The sequence below is a fragment of the uncultured Thiodictyon sp. genome, from assembly GCF_903946935.1.
In the GTDB taxonomy this organism is placed as follows: domain Bacteria; phylum Pseudomonadota; class Gammaproteobacteria; order Chromatiales; family Chromatiaceae; genus Thiodictyon.
This window is the reverse complement of the sequence record NZ_CAJAXH010000276.1, coordinates 15929-42594: the sequence shown is the minus strand read 5'-3', so window position 1 is coordinate 42594 and position 26666 is coordinate 15929. Positions and strand designations below refer to the sequence as shown.

At 65.5% G+C, this 26666-nt stretch carries 24 protein-coding genes; 15 read left to right on the top strand and 9 right to left on the bottom strand.

Annotated elements, in window-relative coordinates; translation table 11 throughout:
- The first annotated feature begins 27 nt into the window (after window positions 1–27).
- The 9 genes from QZX93_RS24360 (at window position 28) to QZX93_RS24320 (ending at window position 12086) form a co-directional block, all read left to right on the top strand.
- The gene (locus tag QZX93_RS24360; RefSeq protein WP_295394987.1) at window positions 28–3459 is read left to right on the top strand and encodes an HAD-IC family P-type ATPase; all 3432 of its coding nucleotides are present in this window, start codon (window positions 28–30) and stop codon (window positions 3457–3459) included.
- A complete protein-coding gene (locus tag QZX93_RS24355) occupies window positions 3459–3653 on the top strand; it encodes a hypothetical protein (RefSeq protein ID WP_295391020.1) in 195 nt (64 codons plus the stop codon). Before QZX93_RS24360 ends, QZX93_RS24355 begins: the two co-directional genes overlap by 1 nt.
- Before the next feature lie 18 nt (window positions 3654–3671).
- Window positions 3672–5708 carry a class I SAM-dependent DNA methyltransferase gene (locus QZX93_RS24350; protein WP_295391022.1) on the top strand — a complete coding sequence of 679 codons (2037 nt, stop codon included), beginning with the start codon at window positions 3672–3674 and terminating at the stop codon, window positions 5706–5708.
- Window positions 5674–7023 carry a restriction endonuclease subunit S gene (locus QZX93_RS24345; RefSeq protein ID WP_295394991.1) on the top strand — a complete coding sequence of 450 codons (1350 nt, stop codon included), beginning with the start codon at window positions 5674–5676 and terminating at the stop codon, window positions 7021–7023. The genes QZX93_RS24350 and QZX93_RS24345 overlap by 35 nt, the downstream gene beginning before the upstream one ends.
- 16 nt (window positions 7024–7039) lie before the next feature.
- A complete protein-coding gene (locus QZX93_RS24340) occupies window positions 7040–7309 on the top strand; it encodes a hypothetical protein (protein ID WP_295391024.1) in 270 nt (89 codons plus the stop codon).
- Between the two features lie 156 nt (window positions 7310–7465).
- Window positions 7466–7699 carry a hypothetical protein gene (locus QZX93_RS24335; protein ID WP_295391026.1) on the top strand — a complete coding sequence of 78 codons (234 nt, stop codon included), beginning with the start codon at window positions 7466–7468 and terminating at the stop codon, window positions 7697–7699.
- Window positions 7696–8082, top strand: coding sequence for a type II toxin-antitoxin system VapC family toxin (locus tag QZX93_RS24330; RefSeq protein WP_295391028.1), 387 nt, complete (start codon window positions 7696–7698; stop codon window positions 8080–8082). Before QZX93_RS24335 ends, QZX93_RS24330 begins: the two co-directional genes overlap by 4 nt.
- A gap of 46 nt (window positions 8083–8128) precedes the next feature.
- Window positions 8129–11299 (top strand): HsdR family type I site-specific deoxyribonuclease, encoded by a 3171-nt coding sequence (locus QZX93_RS24325; RefSeq protein WP_295391029.1) that lies wholly within the window; start codon window positions 8129–8131, stop codon window positions 11297–11299.
- Entirely contained in the window at window positions 11286–12086 is an 801-nt protein-coding gene (locus QZX93_RS24320; RefSeq protein WP_295391030.1) for a SprT family zinc-dependent metalloprotease, read from the top strand. Before QZX93_RS24325 ends, QZX93_RS24320 begins: the two co-directional genes overlap by 14 nt.
- On the opposite strand, the gene QZX93_RS24315 is transcribed toward QZX93_RS24320, so the two are convergent.
- The 4 genes from QZX93_RS24315 to QZX93_RS24300 all read right to left on the bottom strand — a co-directional run bounded on the left by QZX93_RS24315 (window position 12076) and on the right by QZX93_RS24300 (window position 15575).
- Window positions 12076–12561, bottom strand: a complete 486-nt coding sequence (locus QZX93_RS24315) for a hypothetical protein (RefSeq protein WP_295391032.1) — start codon at window positions 12559–12561, stop codon at window positions 12076–12078. The two genes, QZX93_RS24320 and QZX93_RS24315, sit on opposite strands and share 11 nt — an antisense overlap.
- Window positions 12562–12695: 134 nt before the next feature.
- Entirely contained in the window at window positions 12696–13253 is a 558-nt protein-coding gene (gene nudB / locus QZX93_RS24310) for a dihydroneopterin triphosphate diphosphatase (protein ID WP_366761139.1), read from the bottom strand.
- Between the two features lie 10 nt (window positions 13254–13263).
- On the bottom strand, window positions 13264–15042 hold the full coding sequence (gene aspS / locus QZX93_RS24305) for an aspartate--tRNA ligase (protein ID WP_295391034.1): 1779 nt from the start codon (window positions 15040–15042) through the stop codon (window positions 13264–13266).
- A gap of 191 nt (window positions 15043–15233) precedes the next feature.
- Window positions 15234–15575, bottom strand: coding sequence for a zinc ribbon domain-containing protein (locus QZX93_RS24300; RefSeq protein ID WP_295391036.1), 342 nt, complete (start codon window positions 15573–15575; stop codon window positions 15234–15236).
- Window positions 15576–15709: 134 nt separating this feature from the next.
- On the opposite strand from QZX93_RS24300, the gene QZX93_RS24295 reads away from it, so the two are divergent.
- Window positions 15710–16567: an SDR family oxidoreductase gene (locus QZX93_RS24295; protein WP_295391038.1), complete on the top strand. Its 858-nt coding sequence runs from the start codon at window positions 15710–15712 to the stop codon at window positions 16565–16567.
- Between the two features lie 169 nt (window positions 16568–16736).
- On the opposite strand, the gene QZX93_RS24290 is transcribed toward QZX93_RS24295, so the two are convergent.
- The 4 genes from QZX93_RS24290 to sthA form a co-directional block, all read right to left on the bottom strand.
- Complete coding sequence (locus tag QZX93_RS24290) at window positions 16737–17924, bottom strand: Bcr/CflA family multidrug efflux MFS transporter (RefSeq protein WP_295391039.1); 1188 nt, start codon at window positions 17922–17924, stop codon at window positions 16737–16739.
- A 201-nt stretch (window positions 17925–18125) separates the two neighbouring features.
- Window positions 18126–18401, bottom strand: a complete 276-nt coding sequence (locus QZX93_RS24285; RefSeq protein ID WP_295391041.1) for a twin-arginine translocation signal domain-containing protein — start codon at window positions 18399–18401, stop codon at window positions 18126–18128.
- Between the two features lie 593 nt (window positions 18402–18994).
- Window positions 18995–19270, bottom strand: coding sequence for a high-potential iron-sulfur protein (locus QZX93_RS24280; protein ID WP_295391043.1), 276 nt, complete (start codon window positions 19268–19270; stop codon window positions 18995–18997).
- A gap of 194 nt (window positions 19271–19464) precedes the next feature.
- Entirely contained in the window at window positions 19465–20862 is a 1398-nt protein-coding gene (gene sthA / locus QZX93_RS24275) for a Si-specific NAD(P)(+) transhydrogenase (protein ID WP_295391045.1), read from the bottom strand.
- Between the two features lie 234 nt (window positions 20863–21096).
- Here sthA and QZX93_RS24270 point away from each other — a divergent pair, with 234 nt between their 5' ends.
- Together QZX93_RS24270 and QZX93_RS24265 are read left to right on the top strand one after the other, a co-directional pair.
- Window positions 21097–21237: a hypothetical protein gene (locus QZX93_RS24270; RefSeq protein WP_295391047.1), complete on the top strand. Its 141-nt coding sequence runs from the start codon at window positions 21097–21099 to the stop codon at window positions 21235–21237.
- Window positions 21228–21497, top strand: coding sequence for a hypothetical protein (locus QZX93_RS24265; RefSeq protein WP_295391049.1), 270 nt, complete (start codon window positions 21228–21230; stop codon window positions 21495–21497). The genes QZX93_RS24270 and QZX93_RS24265 overlap by 10 nt, the downstream gene beginning before the upstream one ends.
- A gap of 581 nt (window positions 21498–22078) precedes the next feature.
- On the opposite strand, the gene QZX93_RS24260 is transcribed toward QZX93_RS24265, so the two are convergent.
- Complete coding sequence (locus QZX93_RS24260) at window positions 22079–22411, bottom strand: type II toxin-antitoxin system HicB family antitoxin (RefSeq protein WP_295391051.1); 333 nt, start codon at window positions 22409–22411, stop codon at window positions 22079–22081.
- 24 nt (window positions 22412–22435) lie between these two features.
- On the opposite strand from QZX93_RS24260, the gene QZX93_RS24255 reads away from it, so the two are divergent.
- The 3 genes from QZX93_RS24255 (at window position 22436) to rsmA (ending at window position 26633) form a co-directional block, all read left to right on the top strand.
- The gene (locus tag QZX93_RS24255) at window positions 22436–24883 is read left to right on the top strand and encodes a penicillin acylase family protein (protein WP_295391053.1); all 2448 of its coding nucleotides are present in this window, start codon (window positions 22436–22438) and stop codon (window positions 24881–24883) included.
- A 352-nt stretch (window positions 24884–25235) separates the two neighbouring features.
- Complete coding sequence (locus tag QZX93_RS24250) at window positions 25236–25757, top strand: isoprenylcysteine carboxylmethyltransferase family protein (protein ID WP_295391055.1); 522 nt, start codon at window positions 25236–25238, stop codon at window positions 25755–25757.
- 96 nt (window positions 25758–25853) lie between these two features.
- Window positions 25854–26633: a 16S rRNA (adenine(1518)-N(6)/adenine(1519)-N(6))-dimethyltransferase RsmA gene (gene rsmA / locus QZX93_RS24245; RefSeq protein WP_295391057.1), complete on the top strand. Its 780-nt coding sequence runs from the start codon at window positions 25854–25856 to the stop codon at window positions 26631–26633.
- Window positions 26634–26666 lie beyond the last annotated feature (33 nt).

Here is a 26666-nt window from a genome sequence, read left to right as displayed (position 1 = left end):
TCTGTCACCCAGAGGTGAGAAACCACTATGTCGATTGACCTATTACTTACCGGGCTCACCCGGGCGCCCTGGACCTGGGGCATCGATGCCTTGGGTGTCACGCTACTGATCGGCTACCAGCTATATCAGGGTTGGATGTTCCGCCACCAGCCGGAGCTGACCCACCGTGGCCGCTCCAATCGGCTGCGCCGGGCCTGGGTCGAAACGATACGCACCGGTAACAAAGACATCTTGGCGGTCCAGACCCTGCGCAATTGGGTGATGTCCGCCACCCTCTTTGCCTCCACCTCGGTCCTGATCGGCCTGGGCTTCATCGGCGTCGCCTTCCGCGACCTGGACCTCACCGACCTGTCACAAACGCTCAGTTGGGCACCCAGCGGAACCGGGTTGATGCGCATCAAGTTGTTGCTGTTAGCCGCCATCTTTTTCAGCAGCTTTATGCACTTTGTGCTGGCGCTGCGCTATTACAACCACACCGGCTTCCTGATCAATCTCCCGGCCAATTACTTTAGAGGGGTGGCGCTCGACCTGGTCGCCGACACACTCAATCGTGCCGGCGGTCACTACAATCGCGGCACCCGGGTCTTTCTCCTGGCCATGCCATTCGTCTTATGGCTGATCGGCCCCGACTGGTTCCTGGGTGGCACACTGATCGCATTGGTATTGCTCTATCGCTTCGACTTCCACGACGACCCCGACCTGACCCAGGCGGCCATGACTGACGCGACCGGGCCGAATAGCGGCGCGGGCGTGGCCGAAGCGCACGCACTGACGGCCGCGGCAATCCTCACCACCCTGCACAGTCGCGCGGACGGACTCACCGCCGCCGAGGCGGCCAAGCGGCTGGCCGCAGTGGGCCCCAATCGGCTCCCAACCCCGCCGCGGGACGGCCCGATCAAGCGCTACCTGCTTAAATTCAATGACAGCCTGATCTATGTCCTGCTGGGCGGCGCGGTGGTGACGGCCCTGATGGCACATTGGGTCGACACCTGTGTAATCCTCGCAGTGACGGTCATCAATGCCACCATCGGCTTCATCCAGGAGGGCAAGGCCGAGCAGGCCCTGGCGGGCATCCGCAAGCTGCTCGCCGCGCGCGCCCATTGCCGGCGCGACGGCCAATGGCTGGAGCTCGACGCGGCCGACCTGGTACCGGGGGACTGCGTGCGACTGCGTGCCGGCGACCGGGTCCCGGCCGACCTGCGGCTGCGCGAGACGGCCAACCTGAGCATCGACGAGTCCGCACTCACCGGCGAGTCAGTACCCGCCGACAAGGACACCGACGCGGTGGAGGCGACGGCGGGGATCGGCGATCGGCACGGCATGGCCTATGCCGGCACCCTGGTCGCCCGCGGCACCGGGTTGGGTGTCGTCACCGGCACCGGACCCACGACCGAGCTGGGCCACATCGATCGGTTGATCGCCGGGGTCGAGCCACTGGCCACCCCGCTCACCCGGCAGATGGCCGCCTTCGGGCGGATACTCTCATTCGTCATCCTCGCCATGGCGGTCGGGATGCTCCTCATCGGCTGGCAGTTGCACGACTTCCCGCTCGGCGATCTGGTCATGGCCGCCATCGGCTTTGCCGTCGCCGCCATCCCGGAGGGGCTGCCGGCGGTCCTAACCATTACGCTGGCGCTCGGCGTCCAGCAAATGGCGCGGCGTAACGCCATCACGCGGCGCCTGCCCGCGGTGGAGACCCTGGGCTCGGTCACGGTGATCTGCACCGATAAGACCGGCACCCTTACCCGCAACGAGATGACCGCGCGTCAGGTCGTCACCCGCGCCGGCGAGTACGCGGTCGCGGGGATCGGTTATGCCCCGGACGGCGAGGTCACCCGCGACGGCAGCCGTGTCGAACTGGCGCAGGCCCCGGACCTGGCCGACTTGGTCGCGGTCATGGCCCGCTGCAACGATGCCGAGATCGCCCTGGAGGATGGCCAGTGGACGCTGGTCGGCGAGCCCACCGAGGGTGCGCTGCGCACCCTCGCGCGCAAGCTCGGCTTCACGCGAGGGGATGGCAAGCGGCTGGCGGTCATCCCCTTCGACTCGGAACACAAGTTCATGGCCACGCTCCAGGAGGTGCCGGGGGCCGGCGGGGTCGAGCGGCTGATGAAGGGCGCGCCGGGCGCCTTGCTGGAGCGCTGCACCACCCAGCGCGCGGCCGACGGGCGCGACGAGCCGCTCGACCCAGCCTTCTGGGAGGGGCAGATCGACACCCTCAGCGCCCAAGGGCTGCGAGTGCTGGCCGCCGCGGTGGGTGCGGCGCCGGACGGCCAAACCGAGCTCACGCCCGCCGATCTGGCCGGGCTCACCTTCCTGGGCGTGGTCGGCATCCTCGACCCGCCGCGCCCGGAGGCGATTGCGGCCATCGCCGCCTTCCGTCAGGCCGGGATCCGCGTCAAGATGATCACCGGCGACCACATCGGCACCGCCGGTGCGATCGGTCGGGAGATGGGCATTGGCGAGCGCGCCATCAGCGGGGCCGAGTTGGAGGCCGCCAGCGATGATGAGTTGCGCCGCATCGTCGGCGAATACGATGTCTTCGCCCGCACCAGCCCGGAGCACAAACTGCGGCTAGTGCAGGCGCTCCAGGCCAATGGCGAGGTGGTCGCCATGACCGGCGACGGGGTCAACGACGCCCCCGCGCTCAAGCGCGCCGACGTAGGCGTGGCCATGGGCATCAAGGGCACCGAGGCGACCAAGGAGGCGGCGGCCATCGTGTTGGCGGATGACAACTTCACCACCATCGAGCGCGCGGTGGAGCAAGGCCGCGCCATCTATGACAACCTCCAGAAATCCATCCTGTTCCTGCTACCCACCAATGGCGCCCAGGCGCTGGTCATCCTGGTGGCGGTGGTCTTCGGCTTCACCCTGCCGCTCACCCCGGTGCAGATCCTCTGGGTCAACATGGTGGTCGCGGTCACGCTCGCGCTCGCGCTCGCCTTCGAGCCCGGCGAGCCGGGCGTCATGCAGCGCCCCCCGCGCCGGCCGGATGCGCCCATACTCAATGGCTGGTTTATCTGGCGCATCGTGCTGGTCTCCTGCCTGATCGGCGCCGCCACCATCGCCGTCTTCCTCTATGAGCAGGGTCAGGGCCAGACGCTCGCTGCTGCCCAGACCATGGCGGTCAACACCCTGGTGCTGGGGCAGGTGTTCTTCCTCTTCAACTGCCGCCTTCTCTATGCCTCCAGCCTCAACCCGCGCCGCTGGTTCACCAACCCGGTCGCCTGGCTGACAGTCACAGTACTCATGTCACTGCAACTGCTGTTCGTCTATGTGCCCTTCATGAACGGCTGGTTCAAAACCACCCCGGTAACCGCCCATGATTGGCTATTGCCACTCGGCGTCGGCGCCGGGGTCTTCCTGGTGGTCGAGTTGGAGAAGGCGCTGCTGCGGTGGCTCAAGCCCGTGGGAACTGGCGGCGGCAGCGCTGGGACCTCTGCGCAAGGCAAACCGTGATGAAACAGACCTCTTCTTCCAAACAGGTGCCAGCGTCTGACGAGGCTCCCCGGCTGACGGCCGGCGATCTGGCGCGCGCCACGCTGCGCGTCGGCGGCCAGGAGGTGAGCCGCGACAAGTTCGCGACGGCGGTGCAGGTCGTTGCCGACCACGGCAGCGACCTGCACAATGGAAACCCGCACGCTGAACCCTGAAGGACACCCCCGCCGCAGATGAGACTCACCCAACGACAACTCGAAGCCCACCTCTGGGGCGCGGCCAACATCCTGCGCGGCAAGACCGCCGGCCAGGACTACAAGAACTACATCCTCTCGCTGATGTTCTATAAGCGCCTGTGCGATCAGTGGGAGAACGAGGCGGACGAGGCCATCGCGGAGCTTGAGCGCCAGCAAGGGCGCGCCTTCACCGAGCAACAGAAGGCCGTCTTCCGCGCCCGCGGCGCACACCGATTTTTCATCCCCGCGGACTGTCGCTGGGGCGACATCCTGGCCGTGTCGGTCAACCTGGGCGAAGAACTCACCCTGGCCATGCGCGCCGTCGCCGACGCCAACGAGGAACTCAAAGGCGTCTTCACCGTGGACTGGAACCAGCCGGCCCCCGACGGGTCTGGCCGCCCGCTCATCCCCAACGAGGTGGTCCACGCCCTGATCCAGCACTTCAACAGCCACGATCTGTCCAACGCCAGCGTGCCCCCCGACGTGCTGGGCGGCGCCTACCAATATCTGCTGAAGAAATTCGCCGACGATGCCGGGGCCAAGGCCGGCGAATTCTTCACCCCGCCCGAGGTCGTGGACACCCTGGTGCATATCCTGGAGCCACAGCCCGGCGACACCATCTATGACCCCACCTGCGGCAGCGGCGGCATGCTGGTCCATTCGGCCGACTTCCTGCGCGAGCAGGGTCACCGACCCACCTCGGCCCAGTATTTCGGCCAGGAGATGAACTGGAGCAACGCCGCCATCGGCAAGATCAACTCAGTGCTGCACGGGCTGGAGGCGCAGATTGTCGCGGGCGCCAGTACCATCACCGACCCCGCCTTTCGGGCCGCGGGCAAGGTGCGCAAGTTCTCGCTGGTACTGGCCAATTTCCCCTTTTCCGACGAGTTCTGGTGGCTCAAGCCCGAATTCCAGACGGACGACAAGAAAAAGAAGGACAAGCTGAAAAAGGAGACCTTCGGCAAAGAAGGCTACAAAGACCCCTTCGGGCGCTTCGGGCGCGGCACCGCCTTCAAGGCCCCGCCCGCCGGCTATGGGGACTATGCCTTCATCCTGCACTGCCTCGCCTCGCTCACCGACACGGGCCGCGCCGGTGTCGTCTGCCCGCAGGGGGTCCTGTTTCGCGGTCAGCCCGAGGTGGAGGAGGAGACCGGCGAGTTCGATGACGAGGGCAACCCCAAGATCAAACGCCGCAAGGCCGACGACGAGCACCTGATCCGCCGCGCACTGCTGGAATCTCGGCTCATCGACGCAGTGATCTCGCTGCCGCTCAATTGCTTCTACGGCGCGGGCGTGCCGGCCTGCCTGCTGATCCTCAAGAAGCAGCGCCCGCCCGCGCGGCACGAACAGGTGTTGCTGGTCTATGCCGCCCGCCACTACCGCGAGCTCTCCAATCAGAACGAACTCCGCCCGCAGGACGTGATGCGCATTCTGGTGCATGCACACGCCTATGGCGACCCGGCCAAGGTGCCGGACCTGGTGGCCCGGCACCGCCTTCGTATCGGCAAACAGATCGACGCCCGCGAAACCGACGAGGTGGAACGTCTGGAGGCCGAATACGCCGACTGGGCCGACACGCTCACCCGGCTGGAGACCCAACTGACCAAGGACAGTGCGGCGCTGGCCAGGCTCACCGCCGGGGCTATCAGGGATAAGGCGCAGACCGCGCTCGTCCGGCTCCAGGCCCAGCGCGACCGGGCCGCCGCCAAGGTGGCCGAGCGCGACGAGAAGATCGCCGCGGCCCGCCGCCGCGCCGAGGACGACCGGCGCGATGTTGAAGTGGTCGGCGCCGAGTTGGGCGCAATCTACGGTGACCCCGATGAATTGCTCAAGCATGCCCGGGTCGTCGGGATCGATGAGATTGAGGAGAACGAATTCAATCTCAATATTCCGCGGTATGTCGATACGTTTGAGCCGGAACCGAGGGTTGAAGTCGCCGATGCAATGGCCGCACTTCAGAAAGCTGAACAGATTTTCTTTGACGCTCGTAGTGAGCTACATGAGCTCCTCGGTAAAATCGGATATGCACTTTAACACTCCTGTTGAGCGCGCTGTCGCAACCTACAGAGCCGATTGGATCAGGGTGCAGTTCGACTCGCCTCGCTTTGCTGTTGTCAATCCTGAAACGCTTGGAGCACAGACAGACGGGGATTTTCAGTTTCGCTATCTAGATATCAGCAGTGTTGACGCAGGGTCAGTAAGCTGGAATGCAGTACCTATAATCCGATTTGCCGACGCACCCAGTCGGGCGAGACGCGTGGTCCGAAATGGTGATGTCCTGCTGTGCACTGTCCGGCCCTTGCTGGGATCACATGCCTTTGCGTCGTGCGATTTTCGCGGGCCAATCGTCTGCTCTACCGGTTTCGCAGTAATTCGGGCTGCTGCGGGCATGAAACCGGAGTTCTTGAAGTACCTGCCATTTGCAGAGCAGGTAACCAGGCAAATGGTTGCGTGGCAGTGCGGCACAAACTATCCGGCGGTCAATGAGCGTGATATACGCCAGCTTACTATTCCTGCTCCGTCACCCGGCGAACAAGCCGCCATCGCCCGCATCCTGGATTCTGTGGATACCGCGATTGAGCGGGCACGGGATGCAATTAGACTTGCCGCCCAATTCAAGAACGCTTTGGTGCAAGAGTTCTTCTATGCAGCCTTGGGCGTGACTGCATACGCCGACCGGCCATCGCGGAAACTGCCGAACGGTTGGGTGCTTTCTCCCATGGAAGCACTCATTGTTGGCGAACCGAAGAATGGAGTATCTCCGAAGTGCTCGTCTCAGCCACCAGGATCACCCACATTCAGCATTGCCGCAATTCGAGGTGGCAGGGTTGATCTGGCGAATGGCGAGAACCTGAAATACGCCGAAGTTCACCCCAAGGTTCTGGATAAGTTCAGAATATCGAAGGGCGACATATTGATCGTGCGTGGTAATGCTAACCCGGACCTTGTCGGCAAGGCCGGTCGGGTCACAGACTTCCCCGATGACTGCATCTATCCCGACATTGCCAAGCGCGTCATACTCCGCGATAGCGGCGACCATCGCCTGCTTCCCGAATTCGCCGTCTTCGCTTGGAATCACCCCATCGTCCATAACCAAATCCTGCGCCGCGCCAAGACATCGAATGGGACACTCAAGATCAATAACCGGGATGTGAAGCAGATCGTCGTCCCAGTGCCGCCAATAGAGCGACAGGAGGAGATTGTCAGCTTAACATTGGCGGCTGACCGAATGCTCGATGCGTTGGAGGCCAAGCGATTCGCCCTCACCGCCCTCAAGAAATCCCTGATGCACGACCTGCTCACCGGCACCGTGCGCGTCACCGATTGTGACTTTACTTCATCCCCATGAACAGGCAAGAGCGACCATGCCCACAATCACCCTGCACGATGTCCCGGAAACGCTCCATCAACGGTTAAAGCAGCGGGCGTCCATACACCATTGGCCCATCGACCAAGAGGTCATTCTCCTGTTGGAGCAGCTTCTGGCAAAGGGCGCCGCACCGGCCCCGCAGTCATCCGAGGAGCGATTTGCGGCGATCATGGACATCAGCCAACGCTGTGCCGCATTACCGGAGTTCGACCCGCGAAGCGCGGACGAGATCGTCGGTTACGCCGAAAAAGGCTGGCCCGCTTGATTACCTGGGATGGAGAAGCGTAGCGGATTCGCCGCCCGATCGGGGTCAGTGGATACCGCGTGATCCAGCGGCTCGCCCATCCCAGGCACAATGCCGGATAGCGAACCCACCGGACAGGGTTGTTCAAAGTCATTGTCTATAGAGGCAACCATACCCATGCAAGCCATCGAATTTGAAGCCCAGGTTCAGGACGGTGCCATTCAACTGCCGTTTGCTTACCAGGATTGGCATGAAGGCCAGCAGGTCAAGGTGATTGTATTAGCCGCCGACCAAGAACCATCACCGACACAACGCCCGATCGGCTTGGCCAAAGGGTTGTTGCAAGTGCCGGCGAGTTTTTTTGAACCGCTCCCGGATGAGCTGTTGGATGCGTTCGAGGGCAAGTCGTGAACATCCTGCTGGATACTTGCGCCTTTCTCTGGCTTACCACCGACGCCCCCGAGTTGAGCGAAACCGCCAAGACGCTCTTTCGCGACATCGGCAACCGGGTCTATCTCAGCAGCGTTTCCGTCTGGGAGATCGTCGTCAAGCACCAACTGGGGAAATTGCCGCTGCCGACCGATGCGGAGACCTTCATCCAACGGCAATGCCAATTACATTCAATCGAAACCCTGCCGCTGGATAGCAGGTCGGTCTATTGCTTGAGCGGTTTGCCAAATCATCACCGCGACCCATTCGATCGGATGCTGATTTGCCAAGCCATCGCACATAACTTGACGATCCTGTCCGCCGACAGAGTGATCATCCAGTACCCTGTCAGGACGATTTGGTGATCACATTGCTTGCCAATCAAGAAATCGAACCAGAAAGGACCCTCCCATGAGCGAATCCGGCTACGTCGAGCTCCCCGTCATCGCCTGGCTCTCCGGCCACGGCAGCGCCACCCCCGGCAATCAGGGCCTGGGCTGGACCTACCGCGACGAGTCGGCGATGGCGGCCTTCGAGCGCCCGCTGCCGGACCCGCTGGTGGAGTCCCTGCTGGTCGCGGCCATCCGGCGGATCAACCCGCAGGTCGCCACGGACGCGCAAGCCCTGCTCGCCGTGCAGGCCCTGCGCCAGGCGATGGGCAAGCCGGACGGGTTGACCGCCAACCGTGAGACGCTGGACCTGCTGCGCGACGGGGCACGGGTGCCGCTCGCGCCCGGCGCGGATGCGACCACGGTCCAGTTCATCGCCTTCGAGCCGGAGCACCAACACCGGAACGACTTCACCGCCACCAACCAATACCGGGTGGCCGGGGTGAAGCAGTGCCGGGACGATACGGTATTGCTGGTCAACGGCATCCCGCTGGTGATCGCCGAGTACAAGAGCTATGTCAGCAGCGGCAAGGACTGGACCGAGGCGGTGCACCAACTGCACCGGTACCAGCGACAAGCGCCGCTGATGCTGGCGCCCAATGTGTTCTGCGTGGCTGCCGATGAGGACGCCTTCCGCTACGGCGCTGTCCTGCTTCACGATGCCGGAAAGGACGCGATCGAGCGCCACCTGGACACCTGGGGTCCCTGGCTCTCCAAGTACCCGGACGCGAAAGGCTGGTGGAACGATCCGGCGGCGGACGACCCGGACGATCCGCTGGAGTTGCCGGTCAAGAGTCTGTTGCGGCTGGCGCCCTGCCATGTGCTGGACTTTCTGCAACACTTCATCGTCTTCGAGACCAAGAAGGGGCGCACCATCAAGAAGGTGGCGCGCTATCAGCAGTTCGAGGCGGTGAACGACATCGTGGACCGCGTGCTGGCCCTGATCGGTAAGCCAGTCAGCGCCCAGGACCGCACCGGTCTGGTGTGGCATACCCAGGGGTCGGGCAAGAGCCTGACGATGATCTTCGCCGCCTACAAGCTCGCCCGACTCCTGGGGTTGAACAATCCAACCATCCTGATCGTGGTGGACCGGCGCGACCTGAAGACCCAGATCGCCGACGACTTCGACGCCTGTGACTTCCCCGGTGTGCAGAAGGCAATGGGCGTCCAGGGCTTGAAGGGCATCCTGCGTAACCCGAGCGGCAAGCCCCAGCGCGGCACCTTCGTCACCACCCTTCAGTCCTTCCAGCAGATGGGGGACCTGACACCGCTGGACGAGGACAACATCGTCACCCTGGTCGACGAGTGCCACCGCTCCCAAAAGGGCGGCACCGCGGACAGCTACGCGATCACCATGCGCGTGAAGCTGCCCAATGCCTTCCGCTTCGGCCTCACCGGGACGCCTATCGACCGGGCGATGACCAACACTCATCGCGACTTCGGCCCGGTGTTCGACGGCCAGCAAGAGCGTTATCTCAGCTACTACGGCATCAAGCGCGCAATCAAGGATGGCGCCACCCTGGAGGTGCATTACCTGCGGGACAAGGTGCCCTTCATCGTCGATGAGAAGGCACTGAATGTCGGCTTCGAGCAGATGTGTAAGGACATGGAAGTCGAAGACGAAGAGGCGAAGGACCTGATCCAGCGCCAGCGTTCGCAGTGGAAAGAGCTGGCCCGCCATCCGGATCGGGTGGAGATCGTCACGACCAAGATGCTGGAGCACTTCCTCGCCTACCCCGACCCGAGCGGCTTCAAGGCGCAACTGGTGGGTGTGGACCGCATCGCCTGCGCCCGCTTCAAGGACGCGCTGGACTCCAAGCTCAAGGCGCGCGGCTTGCCGCCCGAGTGGTCGGACGTGATCATCTCCGAGGGCCAGAACGACGGCGATGACCTGACCCGCTTCCATTACGGCAAGCAGAAGCAGGACGACTTGATCGACTACTTCAAGCTGACACCGGCTCAGTGGGAGGAGTGGAACCGGGATCGCTACGGCGAGGCGCGTGACCAGTGGCGCCCACCGCTCAAGATCCTGATCGTCTGCGACCGGCTACTGACGGGCTTCGATGCCCCGGTGGAGCAGGTGATGTACCTCGATAAACCGTTGCGCGACCACAACCTGCTGCAAGCCATCGCCCGCACCAACCGGCCGCTGCCGACCATGGACAAGCGCACCGGCCTGGTGGTGGACTATTTCGGCGTGTTCGCCAACCTGGCCAAGGCGCTCAACTTCGATGAGAACATCCGCGAGGAGGCGCTGATCGACTGGGAGGCGCTGAAGGCCACGGTGCCGGGGGAGGTGGCGCGCTGCCTGGAGACCTTCAAAGGCATCCGGATCAGCGACACCCGCGACTGCCTGCTGGCCGCCCTGCGCGCCCTTAAGGACCCTGATGCGGCTAAGGTGTTCGAGGTCAATTTCAAGAGTCTGGAGCGCCTGTGGGAGGCGGTATCGCCCGACCCGTGCCTCTATGAGCACCGTGATGTCTACGGCTGGCTGTGCGGCATCTATATCGCCCACCGTCGGCGCCAACGCGGCGCGGCCAAAAGTGCCACCTATGGCGAACTCTCGGCCAAGACCCGCGAGTTGATCGAGCAGAACACCACCTTTATGGATACGGCCATGGCGTTGCCGGTCTTCAAGATCGACAAGGATTACCTGGGCAAGCTCGATGAACTGCCCAGCGCTGCCGACAAGGCCGCGGCGCTGGAGGCGATGCTGACGGCAGAGCTTGCCGAGGACGCCAGTGGCGGCTTCACCTATCGGCAGTTGGGCGAACGGCTGGCGCGGATCAAGGCCAACAAGGACGCGGCGGACAAGGCGGCTGAAGAGCGGCTGAAGGTCCTGCGGGACATCGCCGACGAAGCCGTCAAACGCGTCGAGGAGCCGGGCGCGCTGTACCTCACCCTGCCCGGCGAATACGCCTTGTTCGTGGTCCTGCGCCAGTTTGCTGCCAGCAAGGATACGGCCTATCTGGCGACTTGCGCCCGGCAGATGCTGGCCCATCTGCGCGACAACCAGCTATTGCTGCCGGGCTGGAGTAGTTCCAAGGGTGGGCGGATGCGGGTGGAGGACTCGCTCCTGGCCGAGTCCTGGAACCCGAGCTATGCCGCGCTGGGCTTCGACCCGGCCGATACCGACCCGCCATTCCTGGGGCCGGCCCTCAATGAATTGGTGACTATCGATGCCGCCCGCTGAGGCAATCCGCCCCAGTGTCTTGCACCAGGTCGCGCTCGGCGGGCAGGAACTGGCGTGTCGGCTGGTGCGATCCAAGGCAGCCACCCGGCTCCGGATCAAGGTCAGCAAGCCCGACGAGGTGGAGTTAATCGTACCGGACAGCCGCACCGACGACGAAGGACTGGCCTTTCTCACCGCCAATGCGGCTTGGGTGCTGGAGCAACTGGAGCGCGCGCAACGCCGGCTGGCGTTGCGGCGGCCAGACCGTCGGGTGCTCGGTGAGGTGCTCCTGGGCGGGGAGACGGTCCCGGTCCAAGTGGTGCGTCTCGATATCTGGCTGGCCCCGAACCGGGTCGCGCTCCAAGACGGGGCGATTCAAGTCACCACTGGGCCGCAGTCGCGAACTCCACCCGCGCGGTCCCTGGAGAACTGGCTGCGCAAGCGGGCGCGTGAGCACATCGAGCCATACGTGAGCGAATTGAGCCAGCGCGTGAAGCGCGTGCCCGGCAAGGTCTACATCATGGACCAGCGCACCAAGTGGGGGAACTGCTCGGGGCTCGGTAATCTGTCGTTCAACTGGCGCCTGGTGATGGCGCCCGACTTCGTGCTGCGCTACATCGTCACCCACGAGGTCGTGCACTTGGCCATCCCCGACCATTCGCAGCGGTTCTGGCTGACAGTGCAGAGCTTATGCCCGAGTGCGGAGCGTGCACGGCAGTGGCTGGTGGCCAATGCCGACCGGCTCCTCATGGCCGACTGTATCGCGGCTGTGGCAGCACCATCTGTCGCCCCCGACATCATTCCCTGACAATGACTTCGGCCCTTTCCCCAGGGCGCACAGTCACCCGCTTGATCACTTTACTGGCGTGGCTATCAGAGGGATTTTGGCCGCCGGTCGCGGCCGCTGATTTGACTGCGGCACTGACGAAATAGTCTCCGGCCGGGATATTCTTGAACCTAAAGCGACCGCTACGGTCCGCAAGCGTCGTGCGTCGATATTGCAAACAGCGCGGGTCCAGCGTTTGCTGCAATGAGGCGGCATTATTGTAGACATACAGCGAATAAGACGTCACCGGATTCAACCGGACTTCATTTCCGGCCGCAGCCTTGACAGTACCATTGCGTGTCGTCAGAAACGCCTGGCCGGCGATCGTGGAATTTCCGCTTGTTGGCAGCGCCGCATATTCGGCCGCAGAAAACGCGACCGGCGATGCCACTGGCGCTGGCGCAGTGGCGCATCCTGCCAGAGAGACGATCAGCAAAAGGAGGGCAATGATGTTCACGCTGGACGTACCTGGGTTGGCGGTCTTTGAGCAAGCATCGGCGCGGCGGGACGCCGCTCCCACGCACGGGGCAAAGCCCCGTGGGGGCGTCGCGGCCTGGGGGCCGCTCCTACAAGGCGGGACCAAGCCCCGCTTCAGCCGCCTGAGAGTGCCAGGATGGCATCCCGGTTGGTCCAGGAACCGGCCAGGGCGGCGGCCCGAAAGCCCGGGAGCCAGCGGTAGTCCTGGTGCTCGTGCGGGTCCAACTTGATGATGCGACGGGTCTCCAGCACCAGGGCGAACCAATATTCGCGGTTGAAGCACACGTTGGGGGCATAGCGCTCCCGCCAGGCGCGCACGATGGGAAAGAGCACCGAGCGGCGCAGATCAATCAGTGCGGAGCCGGCCCGCAGCCCGGTCTCCTCACGCACCTCGCGCAGGGCCGCCAGGCGCGGGCTCTCGCCGGGGGCGAGACTGCCGGTTACCGATTGCCAGAATTGGCCGGGGCGGGTGCGCCTCATCATCAGGAACTCACCGCCCCGGGTGCAGATGACCACCAGGACGGATTGGGGCCGCTTGAAGCCGCTGCGGGACATGGGCTCTGCCTCCTCATCGATTGCCGGGTCCAGCGCGCACCCAGTCACCCCGGCCGCGTCGTCCCCCGGGCCGGGCGCGGCCTGCGCCGGCACCCGTGTTGCGATCTCCAGCGCCACGGCCGCCACCTCAGGCGCGCGCCCGCAGACGCAGCCCCAGCTCCTTGAGCTGGACCTCGTCCACCGGGGACGGGGCGCTGGTCATCAGACAGGCGGCGGTCTGGGTCTTGGGGAAGGCCATGACGTCGCGGATCGAGGTCGCCCCGGTCATCAGCATGACAAGGCGGTCCAGGCCGAAGGCGATGCCGCCGTGGGGCGGACAGCCGAAGCGCAGGGCCTTGAGCAGGAAGCCGAAGCGGTCCTCTGCCTGCTGATCGCTGATGTTGAGCAACTGGAAGACCCGGCGCTGCACCGCGTCGCGATGGATACGGATGGAGCCGCCGCCGATCTCGCTGCCGTTGAGCACGCAGTCGTAGGCGCGCGACAGACAGGCGCCGGGGTCGGTCTCCAGCAGGTCGAGCTGGTCTTCCTTGGGGGCGGTGAAGGGGTGATGCAGGGCGGCCCAGCGCGCATTGGCCGCGTCATGCTCGAACATCGGGAAGTCGACCACCCACAGCGGGCGCCAGCCGGGTTCCATGAGCCCGCGATCCTGGCCGAGCCGCACCCGCAGCGCCCCAATGGCCTCATTGACCACGCTCGCGCGGTCGGCGCCGAAAAAGATCAGGTCGCCATCCTGCGCCCCGGTGCGGGTCATGATGTCGTTGACCGTGGCATCCGGCAGGAACTTGAGGATGGGCGACTGGAGCCCCTCGCCGCCCTTGGCGGCCCACTCGTTGACCTTGATATAGGCCAAGCCCTTGGCGCCGTAGATACCGACAAACTTGGTGTACTCGTCGATCTCCCGACGGGTCAGGTCCCCGCCCTTGGGCAGGCACAGCGCCACCACCCGCCCCTTGGGGTCCTGGGCCGGACCGGAGAAGACCTTGAAATCCACGTCGACCATCAGGTCGCCCACGTCGATCAGCTCCAGCGGGACCCGCAGGTCCGGCTTATCCGAGCCAAAGCGGCGCATCGCCTCGGCATAGGTCAGGCGCGGGAAGGGGTTGGGCAGGTCGGTGTCCAGCACCTCTTTGAACAGGCGCCGGATCATCTCCTCCATGAGGCCGGTCAGCGCGTCCTCGGTCATGAAGGAGACCTCGATATCGAGCTGGGTGAACTCCGGCTGGCGATCGGCGCGCAGGTCCTCGTCGCGGAAGCAGCGGGCGACCTGATAGTAGCGGTCCATGCCGGACATCATCAGCAACTGCTTGAACAGTTGCGGCGACTGGGGCAGCGCGAAAAACTCGCCCGGGTGGGTGCGGCTGGGGACCAGATAGTCGCGGGCGCCCTCGGGGGTGGACTTGGTGAGGATCGGCGTCTCGATGTCCAGAAAGCCGTGGTCGTCCAGAAAGTTGCGCATGACCCGCGTGACGCGGCTGCGCACCCGCAGGCGCTCCTGCATCTCCGGGCGGCGGAGATCCACATAGCGATAGCGCAGGCGCACCTCCTCGGAGGTGTCGGCCGAGTGGGTGTCGAGCTGGAAGGGCGGCGTCTCGGCGGCATTAAGGATGGTGAGCCCGGTGCCCAGGACCTCGACCTCACCGGTCGGCAGGTCCTTGTTCACGGTCCCCTCCGGGCGCGGACGCACCCGGCCCTCGATGCGCAGCACGTACTCGCTGCGCGCCTGCTCGGCCAGCGCGAAGACCTCCGCCCGGTCCGGGTCAAGGACCACCTGGATCAGGCCCTCGCGGTCACGCAGGTCGATGAAGATGACCCCACCGTGGTCCCGCCGCCGATGCACCCAACCGCACAGGATCACCTCCTGTCCGATCAGGCCGCTGTTTAATTCACCACAGTAGTGCGTGCGCATGAGCCGATCGCCTTGTTAGCCTGATCCGGGGCCCCGCTTGGCCCCGGATAAAACGCTCCAAGATACTGGCCCCTTACCGGTCGCGCAAGTTGCGATGCGGTAATTGGCGCAGGCCGGGGACAAAGGCCCCGTAGGAGCGGCCCCCGGCCGCGACTGAACCTCGCGGCGGGACGCGACTCCCCGGCTTACGCTCAGCTCGCGTCCGACTTGGCGGCAGGCTTGCTTTCCGCAGGCTTGGCGGTGCTTTCCGCGGCCTTGGGGGCGTCCGCCTTCTTGTCCGCCTTCGCCGCGCCGCCCCCTCCCCCACCGCCGGTCTTCTCGCCGTCGGTGTGGAGGTTTTTCTTCTTGTCGCCCTGCTTGAAGTCGGTTTCGTACCAGCCGCTGCCCTTGAGCCGGAAGCCGGCGGCGGAGATCTGCTTTTTCAGGGTCGGCTGGCCGCAGGCCGGGCAGTCGGTCAGGGGGGCATCGGCCAGCTTCTGGAGCTTCTCAAGCTCATGTCCACAGGCCTCGCAGCGGTATTCGTAGATTGGCATATCAGGTTCCTCTTCAGTGTGAATGGGCCGCAGTTATAGGGGTTTCGGGCGCGAAGTCAAATCCGCGGACCTTGCACCGGCGCGCTCCTTGGGCCTAAATGCAGCGCTTGTGCCCGCCAACCACCGAGGACCCCATGACGATCAGCGCCCCCGCCCGCTCAGTGCTCATCACCGGCTGCTCCAGCGGCATCGGTTACACCTGCGCCCAAGGGCTCGCACGGCGGGGCTGGCGGGTCATCGCCGCGGCGCGCCAGACGGCGGACGTGGCGCGGCTCCAGGCCGAAGGGCTCACGGCGGTGCAGTTGGACCTGGACGACCCGGACTCGATCGCGGCAGCCGTCGCGGCGACCCTGACCATCACCGGCGGCACCCTGGACGCACTCTTCAACAACGGCGCCTACGGTCTGCCCGGCGCGGTGGAAGACCTGTCCCGGGCGGCGCTACGCGCCCAGTTGGAGACCAACCTGCTCGGTACGCACGACCTCACCTGCCGAGTGATCCCCATCATGCGCCGTCAGGGGCACGGGCGCATCGTGCAGAACAGTTCACTCCTGGGTCTGATCCCGCTGCCCTACCGCGGTGCCTATGTGGCCAGCAAGTTCGCCCTGGAGGGGCTGACCGACACCCTGCGCCTGGAGCTGGCCGGGAGCGGCATCCAGGTCTGTCTGATCGAACCGGGGCCGATCCTCTCGCGCTTCAGGGAAAACGCCCACCGCGCGTTCAAGGCGCGGATCGACACCGAGCATAGCGTCCACCGCGAGGCCTACCGGCTGGCCGAGGCGCGACTCACCAAGGAAGGCGCCGCCCAGCCCTTCACCCTGCCGCCGGAGGCCGTGCTGAAGAAGGTGATCCACGCCCTGGAGCACCCGCGACCCCGGCCGCGCTACTACGTGACCTTCCCCACCCACCTGTTCGGCCTACTGCGGCGGGTATTGAGCAACCGGGCGATGGATTGGGTGCTGACCCGTATCTCCAGCGGCGGGGCGCGGTAGCTGGGTCGGTTGAGCCTGAAAAGAGTTATCACGCCAAGGCGCCAAGCTAGCCAAGAAAGACAAGACGATGTCTCGAGTGTTCAGCTCACCCATCGGGCGAATCACCGATAAGGGGCTGAAAAGCCTTGGCGAGCTTGGCGCCTTGGCGTGAGACATCTTGCTTCTTGGTTCATTCGTGTTCGGGCCGCGCTGTACACAGGAGCCAATAGCTCGCGCCCGCCAGCAGCCCGCACAGGGCCATCCCGAGCAACAGGGGGCGCGCCGTGCCGTCATGGGCCAGGCTCACCAGCGAGCCGATGACCGCCCCGGTGCCGAAGCGGGCCGCCCCCGAGAAGGCCGAGGCGGTCCCGGCCATCGGCGCAAAATAACCCATATAGCCGGCCATGGCGTTACCGAGCACCACCCCGGCCATCCCCAGATACAGCAGTGCAGCCAGCACGATCGCCCACAGGGGCGGTTTGCCGATAAAGGCAAGCGCGAGCAGAGCGAGTGCCGCACCCACCTGGACCCAGAGACCCAGACGCAACAGGCGCACCATCCCCAGGCGCGTGACCAAACGGGTATTGAGCCAGGTCATCACCATGGCCGCCGCGACGTTGCCGCCAAACAAGACCCCGAACCAGGCGGTCGGCACCCCATAGAGCATGATATAGACATAGGGCGAGCCGACGATAAAGGTCATCATCCCGCCGAATGAAAAGGCCCCGGTGAGCAGATAGCCCATGCCCACCCCGTGGCGCAGCAGTTTGAAATAATTGCGCAGGACCCGGCCCACTTCCGGCGGGTGACGGCGGGCCGGCGGCAGTGACTCCGGGATCAGCCAGAAGAAGAGCGCGCTGGCCAGGACCGCGATGCCCAAGAGCGCGATGAAGACCCAATGCCAACTGGCGTGGGTCACGATCAACCCGCCGATGGAGGGCGCCAGCAGGGGGGCCAGGGACATGGTGAGCATCACCAGGCCGATCACCCGGGCGTAATGATCGCGCTCAAAGAGGTCGCGGACCAGGGCCGGTACCGTCACCGCGATGGCCGCCCCGCCCAAGGCCTGGACGACGCGCGCCCCGATCAGGGTCCCCATCTGGCCAGCCAGTGCGCAGCCCAGCGCCCCCAGGCAGAACAGGAGCAGGCCGCTGCCGATGGTCGGGCGTCGGCCGAGCATGTCGGACAGCGGCCCCAGGAACAATTGGGCCAGGGCAAAGACCCCGAGATAGACAGTGACCGTGAGCTGGGCGAGTTCGATGCTCGAGCCCAGGTCGCGGGCGATGGCCGGGAGGCTCGGCAGATACAGATCGATGGCAAAGGGCGTCAGCCCGGAGAGCAGCGCCAGGGTAATGAGCAATGACGGGCGAATCGGCATGGGTCCCGTCTCGGCACGGGTGAAGGTCGTCAGGTTGCGGCAGTGCGCGGGGGGACGCGGCGATTGCGCGTCGCACGCGGGGCAGGTCGAACAACGGGAAGCGGGACCGGTTACGAAGCGGAGCTGGTGAACCGGTTACCAAGCGGAGCTTGGTAACCAGGGGGAAGGGGCGCCTTTAGACGTCCCTCGCGACGATCGGGACTACTTCTTGGCGATATAGCCGGAGCAATACCCCGTCGGGACGATCTCGGTATCGCCGGGGTAGAGGGTACAGCCCTTGGTCGCGGCCTGGTAATTCTGACAGGTACTGCACTGCTTGCCGTCCTTGGGGCTGGTCTGGTACTGCAGGGCGGCACGCACCGACTCATTCTTGGCAGCCAGGGCGTTACCGCTCATGGCGATGATCGGGAGCGCGACCAGGGCGGCACCGCCGACCTTCAGAAACTGGCGGCGGGAGGGCTTGTTCAGATCGGTCATCAGGATGTCCTCAGGCAATTTTGTTGATGGTCCGGAGCCGCACCACGGCGGGGCGTTGCTCGGGCCGATCGATTTCGTTATTGACTCTCGGTCGGACGCACTCGCCAACGGCGCTTGCGGAGTGACAGCATAATAGGTTTGCTGGCCCTGTCAAGCGGGCGTGGCGCGAGCCTTCTGGAAACGGCCGAGCCGCCAGGGCAATTGCATTAACCATCGCTAATATTCGGCGCGTCTGATATAGCACGGAGCGGGACTGGAGACGGATGACTGAAAGAGCAAGCGCCCCAAAATAGCGATCGTCCCCAGGCGTCTTCAGGCGCTTGCTCTTCATGCCGAGCTTCGTGGCATGGTGAGCGATGGCAAGCCGATGCCGGGGCGTGCATTAGAAAATCTTAATGCGATGGCCCTGGACAAGGCGCCGCCATGAGCGAAACGACAGTCGCGTCGGGACGCGGAGATTGGGCTTATGCGAGTGCGTGCGGGGAAAGCGGGGGGGGCTTGGGGGGAGTGGTTACCAAGCGGAGCTTGGTAACCAGGGGGACCCGAGGGTCCAGGGAGTCCCGGAGCGCCCGCGGGCGCCCCATGGGATCGGACTACTTCTTGATGACCCAGGCGCTGCAATAGCCTTCCGGGGCGATCTCGGTATCGCCGGGGTAGAGGGTGCAACCCTTGGTCGCGGGTTGGAAGTTCGCGCAGGTGGAGCACTGCTTGCCGTCCTTGGGGGTGGTCTGGTACTGCAGGGCGGCACGCACCGCTGCATTCGTGGCAGCCGTGGCGGTACCGCTCATGCCGATGATCGGGAGCGCAACCAGGGCCGCACCACCAACCTTCAGGAACTGGCGGCGGGTGGATTTGTTCAGGTCAGTCATCTCGATTTCCTCAAGGTTGATGTCAGTGGCTCGGCAGACGCACCGCAGTGGTGCGCTTGACGGGCCGGTCGGTCTCTTGACGCACTCGCCGTGGGCGCTTGCGGGGTCGAAGCATAATGCGTTGGCTGGCCCTGTCAAGTGCGGGGGCAGTCCGACGGGCCGGCGGGAGCCCGCGCAGCCGCCGCCGCGACCCACTAAAACAGCCGGTTCAGCCCGTTGAGCGCCGCCACCCGATAGGCCTCCGCCATGGTCGGATAGTTGAAGGTGGTCTCGGTAAAGTAGCGGATGCTGTTGGCGGCGCCCGGCTGGGACATGATCGCCTGACCGATGTGGACGATCTCCGCCGCCTGCTCGCCGAAGCAGTGGATGCCCAGGATCGCCAGGGTCTCGCGGTGGAACAGGATCTTGAGCATCCCCACGGTGTGGCCGGTAATCTGGGCGCGGGCCAGCGACTTGAAGCCCGCCTCGGCGACCTCGTAGGGCACCTGGGCGGCGGTGAGCTCGCGCTCGGTGCGCCCGATGGAGCTGATCTCAGGCACCGTGTAGATGCCGGTGGGAAACTCCTCGATCAGTGACCAGTCGCAGGCGCCATCCGTGATATGGGCGCCGACAAAGCGCCCCTGGTCATAACTGGCGCTGGCCAGGGCCGGCGGTCCCACCACGTCGCCCACCGCGTAGACGTGCGGCAGCGCGGTCTGATAGCTCGCGTTGACCTCCAATTGACCGCGCTTGTTGGGGGTAATGCCGATCGCCTCCAGCCCCAGGTCGCGGGTGTTGCCGGTGCGGCCGTTGGCCCACAGCAGGACGTCGGTCTTGAACTTCTTGCCGGAGTGGCAGTGCAGCACCACCCCATCATCCCCCGCCTCGACCCGCTCGGCGGTCTCGTCGTTGCGAATCACCACCCCGCTGTGGCGCAGGTGATAGCTCAGTGCATCGGTGATCTCGTCATCCAGGAAGGAGAGCAGCCGGTCGCGGGTGTTGACCAGGTTCACCTTCACGTCCAGGTAGCTCATGATCGAGGCGTACTCGCACCCGATCACCCCGGCGCCGTAGATGGTCAGAGACCGCGGGGTGTGCCGCAGCGCCAGGATCGAGTCGCTGTCGCGCACCCGCGGGTGGTTGAAATCCATCTCCGGAGGGTGGTAGGGGCGCGAACCGGTGGCGATGACGAAATGCCGGGCCGTGAGCTCCTCGTCGGTGCCGCCCGGGCGGCTTACCGCGATGCGATCCGGTGCCAGGAAGCGGGCACGCCCGAAGATCACCTTCACCCGGTTGCGCTGGTAGTAGCGGTAGCGGGTGCTCACCTGGGCGTTGATCACCCCGTCGGCGGCGCGCAGCAGGTCCGGAAACTCCACCTCGATCTGATCGCGCGTGTGCTGGAAGATCGGGTTGCGCCGGTAGTCCGCCAGGGTCTGGATGGAGTGGCGCAGGGCCTTGCTCGGGATGGTGCCCCAGTGGGTACAGCCGCCGCCGACCGCGGTGTGCGCCTCCACCACGGCCACCTGCTGCCCGGCCTTGGCGAGCTTCATGGCCGCCCCTTCCCCGCCCGGGCCGGTGCCGATGACGATGGTGTCGAATGTGCGGATGGTCATCGTTTCTCAACTTCTGCGGCGGTACGGGCTTCTAAAATAGCGCCCGGTGCGAGGGGACACAAGGCTCGCCCCCCGCCGCGGCATCGGCCTCGGCAAGTGCTAAGAAAAGCAAACATAAATTCTCTATAACGCGAGCGGAAGCTGACTTACCATACTCAGGCCGAACAGGTTAGCGGCAAACCGTTCGGCACTGAGCAGAGTCAGCCGCACCACCTCGACTTAGGGACACGTTCGATGGATTTTGACTGGTTCGAAACCCCCGCCGCCTGGGCGCCCCTGCGCGTCCGCTCCCCGGATCGCGTCGCCATCGCCATCGCCACGGCCCCGCTGCGTCGCACGGCCGCACTCGGCCGGGAGTCCGGCCCGTGTCGATAAACCTCATCCTCGCCGAGGGCCAGGCGATGGTCCGACAAGGGCTCGCCGCACTGCTCCATGCAGAGTCCGACATCGCACTCCTCGCCCAAGCCGCCGACGGCGAGACCGCGTGGAGCTTCATCGGAAAAACGGGGACGGACAACGGAAAAACGGGGACGGACAACGATTTCTTCGTCAGATTGGCAATTCCATTTGCCCCGCCTCCCGCTCTGGAGCTCAGTTCCGGTGACAGTTTACCCAATTGGCTCGGCTATGAATGAAAGCCTAGCAGCCTGTCGGACTTGATGGCGTAACCGATTGATTAAACAGGAAAACGACTTTTTGGCGCAAAAGAGGAAACTCTTTGCATTCAATCGGTTGCATCACTAAGTCCGACAGCCTGCTAGGGAAAAGGGACCAGGCTCGAATGGCACTGACTTAAGCAAGTTCTCAATGTAAATCATTCTGTTATGCGTGGCGACTCGATGCATTTCCATGCCCTTTCACTTAGCCTTGCTGAGGTGCCCGTGGAGTTTAAGCTAAAGGAGCTAAAGGGGCCAGGCTCAATTACAGTGTCAAAACAATGCCCTAACCCGGCTAAGAACAAAGCGCACCCTCACCGTCGCAGCAAAACTCGGGCTTCGTGGGGGGGGCGCGCATTAGATCCCTCGCGCTCATGTCACTGGCCGCAACCGCCCGATCGGCGTTGCGCGATGTTTCGGCTCGCCGCGTGCGGTTGTGCAGGAGACCCTGGACGGGGGTTGGTTCTGTGCCCCATAAAGTCCACCGTGCGCTCGGGTGACCGGTCGTCGCGGGAACGGCCATCAAGCCCATCGAAAATGGCCAACGTCGCGTTGCTTCGTTATCGCATCGCTGCCCGCGCTGCCTCCGCCAGAAAACCCGAGCGTGTCGCGCCATGGGCCTTCGCGTAGCGGTCGATCTTGGCCAGCAGGTGGCCGGGTAGGGTGATGTTGACCTTTTCGGCACGACCCTCGAAACGCGACACATCCACCGCGACGATGGCCCACACGCCGCCGGCCAAGTCGGGATCGGCGCGCCGCTCGGCGAGCGGGCGCGGCTGGGGGATGTCCTGGCCCTCCTCGGCCAGCCCTTCCAGATGCAGCTCGATCGCCTCCACCACACGGAGCCGCGCCACCCACTGGACAAGCCGCGTGGCGCGTGTTTCTCTCTGCACCCGCTCCTCGCCACGGGTCTCATCATGGTCAAACGCCTCCTGATCGCCGCTGCCGCCCTCTTGCTAACCCTGGCCCTCGTGTGCGCAGCCGCACTCTGGTGGATCGCCAAACGCGCGCAGCCGCTCTATGCCGGCGAGATCGCGCTGCCCGGCCTCGCCGCACCGGTGCGGGTGCGCTTCGGACCCCACGCGGTGCCCAGCATCCAGGCGGACTCCACCCATGACCTGCTGTTCGCCCAGGGCTATGTGGTGGCCGGGGAGCGGATGTGGCAGATGGACCTGATGCGCCGGCTGGCGGACGGGCGCCTGGCGGAGGTCTTCGGGCCGGACGCACTGGACGCCGATCGGCTGTTCCGCACCCTGGGGCTCAACACCGCGGCGCGGCGCGCATTGGCGGAGCTGACGGCACCCGAGCGCGCACTGCTGACCGCCTACGCGGACGGGGTGAATACCTATCGCGCCCAGGCGGCGGGCCGGCTGCCGCTTGAATATCGAGTCGCCGGGTTTGCGCCGGAACCCTGGCGGCCGGAGGACAGCCTGTTGGTCGGCGCCTATATGGCGTTTACGCAGTCGTTCAACCTCAAGGAGGAGCTCACCTATCTGCGGATGGCGCAGCGCCTCGGCAAGGAACGGGCGCGGGAACTCTTCCCGACCGACGAGGGCGTGCCGGCCCCGCCGGTGCCGCCCGAACTGCCGGAGCGGCCCCTGACCGGCACCGGCACGACGGCCGCGGCACTGGCCGCCCTCCTGGACCTGCCCGCGCGCTTCGGCCTGCCGGTCCCGACACCGGCCAGCAACGCCTGGGTGGTCAGCGGGGCGCGCACCAAGGACGGCGCGGCCCTGCTCGCCAACGACCCCCATCTGCCGCCGTCGGTGCCAGGAACCTGGTACGAGTTAGAGCTGATCGGGCCGGACCTGCACGAGGCCGGTCTGGCGCTGCCCGGGGTGCCGCTGGTCCTGATCGGCCACAATGCGGACCTGGCCTGGGGCCTGACCAGCAGCATCGCCGATAACCAGGACCTGTTTCTGGAACGGCCCACCGCGGACGGCGAGCACGTCGAGCGGGCCGACGGGGCGCCGGAGGCCATCCGCACCCGGGTGCAACGCATCGAGGTGAAGGGCGCGCCAGCGGTGGAGCTCGCCGTGCGCAGCACCAGCCATGGGGTCATCCTCAATGACCTGCTGGCACCCGGACCCGGCCCGCGGCGGGCTGAACAGGACTGGTTTCCGGCGCTGGCGAGCCCCTACCTGATCGCCCTGAGCCAGGTGACCGAGCCGCCGGATCGCAGCCTCCCGGCGCTCTGGGCGCTCGCCCGGGCATCCACCCTGACGGCGGCGCGCGCCGCGGGGCTCAACTTCTACGCCGTCTCTCAGAACCTGATGCTGGCCCATCGCGACGGCGGCATCGCCTGGCAGGTAACCGGACGGCTGCCACACCGCGGCCGGGGCGCCGGGACCTTCCCCGCCCCCGGCTGGGTGGCGGGCTATGGTTGGGATGCGCAGGTACCCCAGGACCGCAACCCGACCCTGACCGATCCCCCGGATGGGACGATCGTCACCGCCAACAACCGCACCATCCCGCTGGACTACGGCGTGAACGTCAGCCATTCCTGGCTGGCACCCTACCGCGCCCAACGCATCAATGAGCGGCTGGCGCAGGCCGGGCCAATCGACCCCGCCGGCATGGCCGCCATCCAGTCCGATCGACTCAGCATCCAGGCGCGGCTGACGCAGCGGGCATTGCGCCGAATCGAACCCGAACTACGCGCCGCGGACCCGGCGGCCTGGGCCATCGCCGAGCGCGACCTGCTCCCCTGGGACTGCGTCATGGAGGGGTCCAGCCGCGCGGCCGCACTCTACGCCCTGCTGGAACCGGCCCTGTGGCGGGCCATCTATGGGGACGAATTGGGCGAGGACCTGGAGCCGCTGATGTCCCTGGCCACCATCTCGTATAACTCATTGCAGGAGACCCTGCTCACGGGTGAGTCCAGCTTCTGGGACGACGTGACCACCCCGGAGCCCGAGTCGCCCGCCCAAGTCTGGGGACGCGCCCTGCGCGCGGCCGCCGCCGAACTCGACTCGACCCTGCCGCGCCCCGCGGACCAGCGGCTGGACCGGCTGCGCACCCTGACCTTTCCACATGCCTTTCACCGCCTGCCGCTGCTCGGGCGGCTGTTCGACGTGGGGCCCATCGGGATCGGCGGTGCCGCGGATACGATCGATGTAGCGAAGCCCTCACTCGGCGATCCGCGGCAGGCCTTCGTCGTCCCGTCCATGCGGGTGGTCCAAACCCCGGCGGACTGGCGGCTGACCCGGGGTACCCTGCCGCTCGGCCAGTCCGGACATTGGCTCTCGCCCTATCGCACCGACCAGCTCGCGGATTGGCGCAATGGCCGCGGCCACCCCTGGCCCTGGAATGGGCCGTCGCAACCGCAGACCGCAACGCTCCTGGTGCTGCGGCCGGGCGGCTGACCCTGGAACCTAAGAAAAAGCAGTTCTCACGCCAAGGCGCCAAGACGCCAAGCTCGCCAAGGTTTTTCAAGACGCAATTGGCGTTCGGCGACTCACCCGCAGGGTGATGCCGATGCTGCGCACATCTCGTTGTTTCTTCTTGGCGTCTTGGCGCCTTGGCGTGAGCCGGATTTAGGTTGATGCGTTAACCGCATTGCTCAGGCACCGCGCGGGTGACTCGCCCGCGCAGGAACTGCGTTGTTTTGCTTGGCGTCTTGGCGCCTTGGCGTGAGCAATGGCCTAACGGCCTTGCCTCCCGGCGCTTCGACCGCATCTTGGGGTGCCACCGGGCAATCTTACCTAAGGAGCCGCCATGCCCCCCGATCAAACCCCCAGCAACCGCAACGAGCCGGCCGCCGCCTGGCACGGCCGCCGCGGTGAACTGCTGGTCGTCGCCCAGTTCGTCCTGTTCCTCGCCTTCGCCCTCTTGCCCCGCTGGAACCCCTGGCTCACGCCGGACCTGCTTGATGCGACCGCGGTGCCGCGCTGGGCGGTGCTGGCGGTCTCCGCACTGATCGCGCTGGCCTTCGGCGGGCTCGGATCGCACGCGCTAAAGCCCTACATCACCCCGCTGCCCTATCCGGTGGACCACAGCCAACTGGTCACCGACGGGGTCTACGCCATCGTGCGCCACCCCCTCTACAGCGCGCTGTTGTTCTCCGCCCTGGGCTGGATCTGCTACACCCTGAGCCTCAGCCACCTGGCCCTGCTAGTCGTCGGCGGACTGTTCTTCGACTACAAGGCCGGCAAGGAGGAGCTGTGGTTGACCGAGCGTCACCCCGATTACCCGGCTTACGCGGCCCGGGTGAAGAAGTTCGTCCCCTGGGTCTATTGAGCAGCACTCAAACCCGGTTACAGACGCGGTAAAAATTTCACTCACCGCATCGGATAGGGCTCGAATCCTGCCGCCGGTTAGGCCACACTGGCGACTATGCATCAACCACGCAAACGTTTCGGTCAAAACTTCCTGCACGACCCCGTGACCATCCGGCGCATCCTGGATGCCGTCCGTCCGCGCCCCGGGGAACGTCTGGTAGAAATTGGCCCGGGCCAAGGGGCCATCACCCGGGGACTGCTGGAACTGGCAGGGTCCCTGGACGCCATTGAACTGGATCGCGACCTGATCGAGCCCTTGCGGGAGCGCCTGCAGGGCCTGGGCGATTTACGCATCCACAGCGCGGATGCCCTGCGCTTCGATCTGTGCTCGCTGGCCACCGTACCCGCATCGCTGCGCATCGTCGGCAACCTGCCCTACAACCTCTCCACCCCGCTGCTGTTCCGCTTCCTGGAGCAGGCCGACTGCCTACTGGACCTGCACCTGATGTTGCAACGGGAGGTGGCCGAGCGCATTAGCGCGGACCCCGGGAGCAAGGTCTATGGCCGGCTGTCGGTCATGGTGCAGACCTGGTGCGAGGCGGAGACGCTGTTTCGCATCGGCCCTGGGGCCTTCACCCCGGCCCCCAAGGTAGAATCGGCCTTCCTGCGCCTGCGCCCGCGGCGACCCCTGCCGCATCGGCCGGACGACCCGGCCCACCACGCCCGCCTGGTGGCCGCGGCCTTCTCCCAGCGACGCAAGACCCTGCGCAACAGCCTGGCCGGGTTCGCCGACGCCGCGGCCTTCGCCGCGACCGGGATCGATCCAGTGCTGCGGGCGGAGAACCTGGACGTGGCGGGCTTCATCCGACTCGCCAATTACCGGGCGCCGGACTGAGCCGCCACGCGACGGCCCGCAATGCATACAACA